The 10,464-nt window shown below is 65.5% G+C and carries 5 protein-coding genes; all 5 read right to left on the bottom strand.

Annotation, left to right across the window (positions count from 1 at the left end; translation table 11 throughout):
- Window positions 1–200: 200 nt before the first annotated feature.
- Window positions 201–425 (bottom strand): CsbD family protein, encoded by a 225-nt coding sequence (locus tag LNV06_RS21195; RefSeq protein WP_263540302.1) that lies wholly within the window; start codon window positions 423–425, stop codon window positions 201–203.
- A 43-nt stretch (window positions 426–468) separates the two neighbouring features.
- Window positions 469–801 carry a BON domain-containing protein gene (locus LNV06_RS21190; protein WP_263540301.1) on the bottom strand — a complete coding sequence of 111 codons (333 nt, stop codon included), beginning with the start codon at window positions 799–801 and terminating at the stop codon, window positions 469–471.
- 52 nt (window positions 802–853) lie between these two features.
- Window positions 854–1,366, bottom strand: coding sequence for a ferritin-like domain-containing protein (locus tag LNV06_RS21185; RefSeq protein ID WP_411970150.1), 513 nt, complete (start codon window positions 1,364–1,366; stop codon window positions 854–856).
- 142 nt (window positions 1,367–1,508) lie between these two features.
- Complete coding sequence (locus LNV06_RS21180; protein ID WP_263540299.1) at window positions 1,509–10,208, bottom strand: glycoside hydrolase family 94 protein; 8,700 nt, start codon at window positions 10,206–10,208, stop codon at window positions 1,509–1,511.
- Window positions 10,209–10,457, bottom strand: coding sequence for a hypothetical protein (locus tag LNV06_RS21175; RefSeq protein ID WP_263540298.1), 249 nt, complete (start codon window positions 10,455–10,457; stop codon window positions 10,209–10,211).
- Between the last annotated feature and the right edge of the window lie 7 nt (window positions 10,458–10,464).

The raw sequence follows: 10,464 nt of genomic DNA, 5'->3' as shown, positions 1-10,464 counted from the left end.
CCCAAGCGGGCGACCGGCCAAGCCATGGATTCCGCCCATTGCCATGCACTCGCATCATGTGTCAGCACCTGTGAGTGCTTTGCCAATGTGCCGCCCAGTCTAGTGCAGAGCAGAGCACTTGCACACATAGAAAAACGCCAGCTGTTGGGCTGGCGTTTTCTTTGGCATGCCAAGGCAGCAGATGCTGCGCAAACCCGAAATTACGGCCCGGGCTTGAACCATGCATCGGTGGCGGAGCGCTGCCAGGCTCCGATCTGCGCTTCAGCCTCCTCTTTGGCCAAGCCATAACGCTCCTGGATCTTGCCAGCCAAGATGTCGCGGCGACCCGCCACCACATCAAAGTCGTCTTGGCTCAGCTTGCCCCACTGTTCAACAGCGCGGCCCTGCAACTGCTTCCAGTTGCCTTCGATGCGATCCCAGTTCATGGTGCTCTCCTGTGTGTGAGGGTGTTGGGTGAACAATGCCGGCTCAAGGGCGAACCGCGATCTCGTTCTTGACCGCCTTGACGCCGTTGATCTTCCAGGTCAGGGTCTGTGCGGTGTCCTTTTCCTTTTGACTCTTGGCGAAGCCTGAGAGCATGACCGTGCCCTTCATGGTCTCGACGCTGATGGCCGAGGCGTCCACATCGGGGTTGTCGACAAAGCGGGCCTTGACGGCCGTGGTGATGGCGCTGTCGTCGATATAGACGCCCAGCGGTTCCTGACCGCGGGTCACGGCGCAGCCAGTGGCCAGCAGCAAAGCGGTGACGCCGACAACAGCAGCCAGCGTGGAACTGGCGATACGGGAAGTGATTCGGTTCATGGTGGGTTCTCCTTGGGGATGGTCTTCAACAGAAATGGGACGACGGCGGGCTTCAAGCCGCCAGCCAGTCCTTCAGTTCCTCGGCATGGGCTTGCTCATCGCCGAGGATGCTTTCAAGCAGGCGCCGGGTGGTGCTGTCTTTGTCGCCAATCAGGGCAATCATTTGGCTGTAGCACTCAATCGCCACACGCTCGGCCACCAAATTGGCGCGGATCATGTCCTTCAAGTCTTCGGACTGGTCATAGGCCGCATGGCTGCGCGTGCTCAAGGTGACCGGTGAATAGTCAGGGGCGCCGCCCAGCTGCACGATGCGTTGCGCCAGCCGATCGGCGTGGCCCGCTTCTTCATTGGCATGGACCAGAAACTCCTCCGCAATCTTGGGCGAGGCCAGGCCCTGGGCCGTAAAGTGGTGGCGCTTGTAGCGCAGCACGCAAACCAACTCGGTGGCCAGCGAGTCGTTCAGCAGCTGAACAATCTCGGCGGCCCAGGGCCCGTAGCTCGGCGTCACCGCCCCCTGCTCCACCCCATGACGGGCCGCCTCGATGGCGACCGCGTCCAAGACCATGGGCGAACTTTCCTCGCGGTGCCGCTGGGCGGGGTCTCGGTGTTCTTTGTGATGCGTCATTGGGGCGTCCTGCGGTTGGAGGCGCTCAGCGAGAAATGCCAAACGACAAGGCCACTGTAGAAAAATGCCGCCGCTCGAGGCATCAGCGGGCACCGCTTTGCGCTGTAGGAGGAGAGCCCGCCGCACCGTGAGCCACCGCGCCCAGCAAGGGGATGAGGAAGCGGCTCTGCGCTGGCAATTCGGGCCAGATCAAGGCCTGGCCCGGCAGCAAGACTTGTGCGGGCTCGGCGGCGCTCAACTGAGCTTGCTGCGCCTGCGCCGCGCTGCAGCGCCGCAACACAAAATGCATCACCCTGCCCGCCTGCCTCAGCGTCAACTCAGCCTGCGGCCAATGGCTAGGCAGGCAGGGCGTGAATACCAGCTGATGGGCCTCCAAACGCAAGCCAAACATAGACTCCAGCGCCGCCCGGTGCAACCAGGCCGCCGCGCCGGTGTACCAACTCCAACCGCCGCGCCCCACATAGGGCGGCTGGCTATAAACATCACCGGCCAGCACATAGGGCTCAGCGCCGTAAACCGGCCCCCGGCGCGCATGCGCGGACCGATGCGCCGGGCTCAGATAGCTGAAATAACGGTAGACCGCATCACCGGCGGATTCCATGGACGGCTCCCCCTCAGACGCGCCCACACTGGCAGCATCGCGCTGCGCCAGTTGCGCCCAAGCCATCAGCGCCCAGACGCCGGCATGGGAGTACTGGCCGCCGTTTTCGCGCACGCCGGGCGGATAGGCCTGGATATAGCCGGCGCTGGGCAGCGCGTGTTGCAAGGGCGGGTCCAACAGGCGCAGCAGGCCGGCTTCGGCATCGACTAAATGGGTTTGCGCCGCAGCCATGGCAATGCGCTGCAAGGCAGGCGGCGCCGCCCCAGACAAGACACTCCAGGCCTGGGCGATCAAATCAATACGGGCTTCCGGGTTCTGGCCGCTGCCCAGCGCCTCGCCGTCGTCGAAGAAGGCGCGCTTGAACCACTGGCCGTCCCAGGCCGGGCCAGCCAAGGCGGCTCGCCAAGCCACGGCAGCAGCCTCCCAACGCGACGCACGCTCGGCCTCGCCGCGCTCGCGCGCCAAGGGGGCAAAGTCCGCCACCACTCGGCACAAAAACCAGCCCAGCCAGACCGACTCGCCGCGCCCCTCGATGCCAACTCGGTTCATGCCGTCGTTCCAATCACCACTGCCCATCAAGGGCAGGCCATGCAGACCGACGCGCAGGCTGTGGTCAATGCTGCGGGCCGCATGCTCGTACACCGAAGCCGCAAGGAGGCTGCGCGTCGGGGTGAAGTAAGCGTCTTCGGCGCCGTCAGGAATGGCCGCGCCATCGAGGAAAGGCACCGTCTGCGTCAACAGGCTGGCATCACCGCAGCACCGCAAATAGTGGGCGCAGGCCAGCGGCAGCCAGAGCAGGTCATCGGAGAAATGGGTACGCACGCCCGCGCCTGAGGGCGCATGCCACCAGTGCTGCACATCGCCCTCCACAAACTGGCGCGAGGCGCACAAGACGATTTGCTGGCGCAGCAAGTCCGGCGCGGCCCAACTCAGAGCCATGGCGTCTTGCAACTGGTCGCGAAAGCCGGTGGCGCCGCCTGCCTGATAGAAGCCTGACTTGGCCCAAAGCCGGCAGGCCACCGCCTGGTAGAGCAACCAGCGATTCACCAGCGCATCGAACAAGGGGTCAGGTGTTGCCACCTGCGTCGCGCCGAGGATCTGGGACCAGCTGACCCGGGTTTCGGCCAAACGCTGAGCCGCGCTGACGCTGGCTGCTTGCTCAGCCAACTGCCGTGCTGCCTCCGGATTGGCGGCGTAGCCGAGTAGGAAAACACGCTGCGCACTCGCCCCCGGCGCTAAACGCACGGGGATGGACAAGGCCGCACAGGGGTCTAAACCCAGGCCTTGCAGCTTGCCGAAATGGTCGGGCAAGACGAAGCGGCCTCGGGCGTCGAAGAACTCGCGGCGGTCGCAGGTCCAATCCACCGATTCAAAGTCGCGACCAGGTGTTTCCGCCGGCGCCAGCAAGGCAAAAAAGGCGCTGCCCTCGCCAAAACCTTGGGCGCGCTCCCGCTGGGTGGCCAGCAAGACATTGGGCCGCTGATCGCTGGCGCGCGAAGGCCGCGCTGCCGTCAGCACCGTGCTGCGATAGTCCCGGCTGGCGCCCATCAGCCACTCCACCATGCCGACGACCCGCAGCGACAGGCTGCGACTGCCGTGGTTGACCAAGTCAAGCTGAATCTGCTTGACCGAGCTCAGCGCGTCCACGCACCAAGTCACCGTCACCGCCAAATCGCCGCGCCGATGCTTGATGACGCTATAGCCCTGGCCGTGCACCACCTCATAAGCGGCCTCGGGCGCCCACCAGGGGCCGGGAGCCACGCTCCAGCTGGCGCGCGTGGCCAGGTCTTGCAGGAAAAAATACTCGCCGGCCGGGTCAGCCACCGGATCATTGGACCAGGGCGTCAGCTGATTCATGCGGCTGTTCAAGGCCCAGCTGTAGCCACCGCCAGCCTCTGACAGCTGCGCGCCGAAATGGCTGTTGGCCAGCACATTGACCCAGGGGCGCAAAGGTCGATGCTGTGCGTCAACGACAAAACGGAACTCACCTTCGGCCGCACTTCCTGCTGCGCCAAACTGTCCGCTGAATTGGCCAGGCAGCGGCCGCTCAGCAGCAGGTGCTTTGCGGGCTGAACCGTCCTGCCCCAAGCTGCTGCTGGAGGCCTGCTGGCGCAAATCCAAAGCCTGCTCATGCTGCGCAAGCCAATCATCGATATGGTGCGCCAAGGGACGGCCATCCGCATGCAGACGCAAACAGGCCAGGCTGCGCAGAGTGGCCAACTCAAGCTCGGTCAAGGTCTCGGCGCGCAGCACATGCAGGCCGCTGGTTTCACGACCCTCCGCAGAGCTGGCGGCCTTCTCCGCCTCGTGACGCTCGCGCAAGGCCAGCAACTCGCGCTGTACCGCCATCAGGTATGAGCTCGGCTCGGCATTGATGATGACCAGATCGCAGGCCACACCGGCCCAGGCCCACACACGCAAGGCCTTGGCCAAGGTGCGCAGCAGACCCAAGCCTTGCAAGACACCGGCCGAAACCAAGATCAAGGGCTTGTCGCCCGACACCCCGAAGCGCCAAAGCAGGCGTCGATCGCAAGCGCCGCCGCCTGTGCTTTCAAAATGCGCTTTCGCGCCGGCACCTTGCAAGGCTCGCTGCCCTTCGCCCACCCAGGCCGCACTTTGAGGCCGGCTCAGCGTCAAAACCAAGGCGGTACTGATGAACTGCAGAGCGACCAGATTCTCGGCGCTGAGACCCAGGGTACGCAGGCGAATGCCGGTCAGCGTGGCCGACATCAGCGAGGCCCGTTGCACATGGCTGGCCTGGCGGTATTTGTCGATGATGGCGTCGAGGCGCGCATCCTGCTCAGACACCGCGGTCGCAAAGGTCAGTGTGACCTTGCCCTGCGCAGCGATGCGTACCCGCGCGGCCAGCGCACAGACCGGGTCCAGGCCGGTGTCTTGTCGGCCAGGCTCGGCATCCGCTGCGGCCTCAAAATCTGCCAAGGGCTGGTGGGTGGCTCGATTGCGGCCCAGCCAATGCTGCCGGTCGGTCTGGCAGCGCAGGCCCAGCAAATGTTCACCGCCATCGGCCAGAAAATGCGCGGCCAAGACGCCGCGCTCGGTAGCCAAGCGCGGCTTGCGCTCGAACAGCAGCGCTTGTTCGGATGCCCGCCATTCGGCCCGCACAAACAAGTTTGAGAAGGCCGGATGGGCCTCGTCGGCGCGCGGTTCGGCCAAGCTCATTTCAAAAGCCGAGATCAATTCGAACTCCAGCGTCGCATCGCTCAGATTGCGCAACTCGACCTGGCGGAACTCGATATCGTCCTCAGGACTGACCCAGACCGTGCATTGCGCCTGCAGCTGCGGCCAACTGGCCTCAAAACAAACCCGGTCCGCATGAAAGCTGCTGCGGTACTGGGCCGCCGGATCGGGCGCCGGATGCTGGGTGAGCGACAAGAGCTGCGGCGACTGCGGCTGGTGCAGGCCGCGCAGATAGAAGAAGCAGCCCAAGGCATCGCGCAGCGCGTCATCGCGAAAGCGGTTGATGCCGATGCGGCCCCAGCGGCTCCAGCCCGCCCCATTGGCGCGCAGCGCAACGCTGTAGCGACCATTGGAGAGCAAATGGGTCGGCTCCACCGCCGTGGCCCCCGGCAAGACCTCGCGCAAGAGGCTGGGCGGCCGCGCCTCGCGGGCCTGCAAGGCGAGCGCACTCGGAGGCTCGAACAAGAGCGAGACCTCACGCGGCGCCCGTTCATGCAGCAGCGAGGCCACCGCCTCCATCGGCGGCGGCGCCATGCCCCAGCGCTGCGCTGGGCCGCCAAGCAAGACATTGGCCAAAGCCACGATGCTCATGCCCTGGTGGTGGGCCATCAGGGTCACCACCGGCGTGAAGCGAGACTTGGCCGCCTGGCGCGCAGGAGAAAAGTCCAAGGCCTCAATGAAACCATAACGGCCTCTGACCACGGAACTGGCGCCACCCTCCCCACTCAAGCCCAGGGCCTCCATGGCCGCGAAGTTGCGGCAGGCCGCTTGCGGCGCGATCAAAGCCGCCAGGGCGGTGGCATAGGGCGCGATCACCAACTCATCGCTGGGCGTGCGGCGCAAGGCCAGACGCGGCACCCCTTGCGGTGCGTATTGATAGGCCAGCGTGAAGTCACGTCCGGCATAGGCCGATTCCGAAATGCCCCAGGGCGTCTGATTCTGCGCGGCATACACCATCTGCTCCTGCAGCGCCGCCAAGCAGGCCTCGCGCAAGACGCTGCCATGGGGCTCGTCCAAGACCAGGCTGGGCATCAGGTACTCGAACATTGAGCCCGACCAGGAGCGCAGGCCGGCCGCCGTGCCCACCGCAAAAAATGGCCGGCCCAGCGCGCCCCAGTGCCGCACGGGCACATCGCCCTTGGCGATCGCTAGCAAGCTGGTCAGGCGTGACTCTGAGGCCAGCAAATCGTAGAAGCCCGAGTCCAGCTGCTGCTCGGCCACTCGGTAGCCAATGTGAAAGAGATGCCGCTTCGGGTGATAGAGGAAGTTAAATCCCGCCTCGGCCACCCAGGCCTCAAAACTTGATGCCAAGGCCAGCAGGCGCTCCGCAGTCGCCGCCGGGTCCTGGCTCAGGCGCGCTTGCTCGTCCAGCGCGGCCGAGCGACGCGTCGCCCGCAGATCGGCCAAGCACCAGTGCAGCTGACTGCGCAGGGCTGCTGAGCCGCCACAACGCTGCGCAAGCAATGGCGCCAAGCGTTCATGCGCCAGTTGCTGGGCTTGAGTGCTGGCGTTCCGATCAGCCCTCTCAAGCGGCATCGCCCCCACAAGCGCCCATGCACGACAAGCCTGGGCCACGGCCAGTAGGTGCCCGCAGAGATTGCCGCTGTCCACCGTTGAAACATAGCGGGGCAGCAAGGCCTCGCCGCGCTCGGTGTCGTACCAGTTGAGGAAATGGCCTCGATGGCGTTCCAGCTCGGCCATGCTGCTGCGCGTGGCCTCTAGGCGACTCAAGAGCTCCTGGCTGCCGATCCAGCCGAACTCGCGGGCGCAGACGCAGCTCAGCAGATACAAGCCCATATTGGTCGGCGAGGTGCGGTGCGCCAACATGTCCTGTGGGTCTTGCTGCAGATTGTCGGGCGGCAGATGGCGGTCCTCAGGCCCCACGCAGCGCTCAAAGAAACGCCAGGTGTCGCGGGCAATGCCCAGCAAATAGGCGCGGTCTTCCGCCTGCAAGACCGGCTGCTCACAGGCGGGATTCGGCCGGCTGACCCACCAGCTGCACAGCGGCGCCAGGCACCACGCCAGGCACAGCGTTCCTGCCAGCCAGGCGCTGCCGCTGGCCGCCTGCATCCCTCCTAACAAGGCAAAGCCAGCAAACAGCAGCAGCGCCAACAGTGGCGCCGGCCATTGCTGGCGTAGCACCGCAGGCCAGCGGGTCTTGGCCGCCGCCTGGGCGGCAGCGGCCGTGGTCCATTGCAGCAGCAGGCGGCGGCTGATGAACTGGCGGTACAGCGCCCGCCCCACGGCGTCCAGCGCCATCCAGGCTTGCTGCAAAAGTTGGCCCAGCAACCACAGCCCGCTCAGCAGGGCTCGCAACAAATCAGCCGCGGCTCGCGCATAAAAGTGGCGCAAGGCCAGATCGTCTCGGCTGGGCGCAAAGCCAGCCAGCGCGCCCAGCAAGGGCCCAGCCGCCAGCGCCGCAGCCACCAGGCCCAAGGCCGCCCAGGGGGAGCCGCCCAGACCTGCCAAGGACAAAACCAGCAAGCCCACCGACATAGGCGCGACCAGCGAGCGACGCAAGTTGTCCAGCATCTTCCAGCGACTGACGGCCGGAAAGGGGTTGCGCCAGGGCTGCAAGAGAATTGGCAATAACTGCCAATCGCCCCGTATCCAGCGATGCACCCGCGAGGCGGCCACCTCGGCATGAAAAGGTGCGTCCTCCACCAGAGTGATGTCGCTGACCGCCGCGCAGCGTGCCAGCGCGCCCTCCAGCAGATCGTGGCTCAGGATCTGTCCCTCGGGCAGACGAGCGTTCAGCACCGCATACATGGCCTCGATCTGCAGCAGGCCCTTGCCGCTGAAGCTACCTTCGTCAAACAGGTCTTGGTAGACCTCGGAGCTGGCGGCGCTGTAGGGGTCGATGCCGCATTGGCCGGCGAAGAACCAGTGATAGAGGGTGAAGTCCTTGGGCGCGGGCAGCGGCGTCACCACGCGCGGCTGCAAGATGCCATAGCCCTGCACGACAAAACGCCCGCTGGGGTCCAGACGGGCTTGGTTGCCAGGGTGAGCCGCAACGCCCACCAGTTCTCGCAGTCGCCCGGGCGGCAGTTGAGTGTCGCTATCCAAGGTGAGGAGGTAGCGCAGCCCCGGCATCGGCTGGGAAATTGGCCCCAAGGCGATAAAGGGCGAGACGCTGAAATCATCGCCCGGCTCGGCCAAGAGCCGGATCAATTGCTCCAGCTTGCCGCGCTTGCGCTCCCAGCCCATCCAGGCCTGTTCGCTGGGGCTGAAAACTCGCCCACGGTGCAAGAGCAGAAAGCGCAGCCAAGGGACCGGGCTCTCGTCCGGGGCAACGGCATGCTGCAGATTGAGCGCGGCCAGTTGCGCGCTGGCCAGGTTCAACAGGGCCAGGTCATCCGGCAAATCAGGCGTGGCAGCGTCGCGCCAGTCGCTCAGCAAGGCGAACTGCGCTTGCGACTCCGGATTGGCCAGATAGTGCAGATGCAGGCGATGCACCAATTCCGTAACGACGGCCGGGCCGCTCAGCAGCGCCGGGATCACCACCATCACCCGGTGCTCGGCCGGGATGCCTTGCGCCAGCGCCAAGCGCGGCAACAAGCTGGGCCGGGCCGACTCGCTGATCAAGCGGTTGATGACCGCCACCACCGCCTCCGAGGCCGGGAAGAACATCAGCACAGACAGCAGCAGCGAGCCCGCAGCGAAGTTCCAGGCGCTGGCCGGCAGCAGCGCGGCCACCAGCCACAAGCTGCCGCCCAATAGGGCCGTTAGATAGAGCGGCAAAGCCAGCGGCCGCCCCCAGCGGCGCAGCGTGGCGCCCAGTGCTTCCAGCAGCGCAGCGCGGCGCGGCAGGCCAACAGCGGCCACCAGCGTGGGTCGGCCGGCCCCGCTGAGCCAATAGCGCGCATCGGTCTCGCTGCCGGCATGCATCAAGCTCAACAAGGCCTGCGCCACCGCCACCTCGCTGTGGCCGCTGCGCTGGGCCAAGTGCTCAATCGCGTGCAGGCTTTGGTCGCGCGTGAGCATATGCTCGGCTGCAAAGCTGGGCGCACTCATCATCAAGCGCATCAAGCTGCTGCCGCGCGCCACGATGTCGGGCCAATCAGCATCCCCAATCGCCCGCAAACTGCTCAGCGCATTGCTGACGCTGAGGTTGTCGGCGGTTTGGTCGGCCGTGTGCTGCGACTGCGCCGCCGCCAGGTCGGGCAAAGCCTCGATCAGCCAGGCGGCCCGCCAGTTGTCGTCCAGGCTGCCGCCGGTCAAGCGGTGGTCTTGCAGGCGCTGTGCCATTTGCGCCAAAAACACCCGCGCCACGCCGCAGCGGGTCAGCAGCGCCAGCAGTTGCTGCAAGTCCTCGCGCTCAAAACTGTCAAATCGGTCGAAGCAAAGATTGGCGACCTCGCGCGCCGCTTTGTTGCTGGCCACCCGTTCGGCCAGACGGCGCAGGTTTTCCACCAGGACCACGCGCAAGGTCGTGGGCAAGGCCCAAATCTCGCTGAGACTGAGTTCGCGCGACTCTTGGTAGGCGGACAAAAACTGCAAGAGCAGCTCTTCATCAAACGCACCATCGGTATGCGCCACAAAAGCCCAGGCCACGCCGTAGATGCGCGGCAGACCGGCCAGCGGCTCGGCCAATAGGACCGGCAGCGCACGGAAGTAGCTGCGCGGCAAACCCTCATGCACTTCCTTGAGCTGGGCCTCGATCAGGTGAAAGTTGTCGAGCAGCCACTCGGCGGCTGGGCTGATGTCATAGCCGCTCTTGGCGCGCTCGCCGATGTAGCGATGCGCCTGGCGCAAGGCTTGGATATTGCTGCGCAGGCGCGGAAAGAAACTCGCCGCCAGCACGCTGGAGCGTTCGGCGCTGTGCGTCAGCCCGAGGCTGCGGCCATGCTGCGCGAAGCGCTGCTGGCCGAAGATCTCGGCACGGATCGGCGGCTGCAAAGCGCCCTGCTGCGCGCTGAGAATCTCGCACAGAAAGGGCGAGGCCTCAGGCAGCAGCTGCTGCAACTCGCAGGCAGCCATCATTCAAGCCAGCGCAAAGCTGAGCGCCGCCATCAAGAGCAGCATCAACATCAGGCTGGTGACGAAGCGCGGCGCAACAAAACCATGCAGACGATCGACCGCGCAGTGCAATCGAAAAATGCGGCCGTGCGCAACGCGGCACAGGCCCAAATGTTCACCCAGCGCTTGCAACTCCCCCGGCGAGGAATCGGCGCTGTCACCGAAGGACGAGGTACTCCAGCTGCAGCCGGAGCCGCTTGTTTTGGCTCGCATGATGCCT

It is taken from the genome of Paucibacter sp. Y2R2-4, assembly GCF_025717535.1.
GTDB lineage: Bacteria > Pseudomonadota > Gammaproteobacteria > Burkholderiales > Burkholderiaceae_C > Paucibacter_A.
Note: the sequence above shows the minus strand (reverse complement) of the source record. Positions and strands in the feature narration are given on the sequence as shown.

Excerpts from the sequence above, each read along its gene's own strand:
- LNV06_RS21190 (WP_263540301.1), bottom strand. The coding sequence starts at position 801 with ATGAACCGAATCACTTCCCGTATCGCCAGTTCCACGCTGGCTGCTGTT.
- LNV06_RS21175 (WP_263540298.1), bottom strand. The coding sequence starts at position 10,457 with ATGCGAGCCAAAACAAGCGGCTCCGGCTGCAGCTGGAGTACCTCGTCC.
- LNV06_RS21180 (WP_263540299.1), bottom strand. The coding sequence starts at position 10,208 with ATGATGGCTGCCTGCGAGTTGCAGCAGCTGCTGCCTGAGGCCTCGCCC.
- LNV06_RS21185 (WP_411970150.1), bottom strand. The coding sequence starts at position 1,366 with ATGGTCTTGGACGCGGTCGCCATCGAGGCGGCCCGTCATGGGGTGGAG.
- LNV06_RS21195 (WP_263540302.1), bottom strand. The coding sequence starts at position 425 with ATGAACTGGGATCGCATCGAAGGCAACTGGAAGCAGTTGCAGGGCCGC.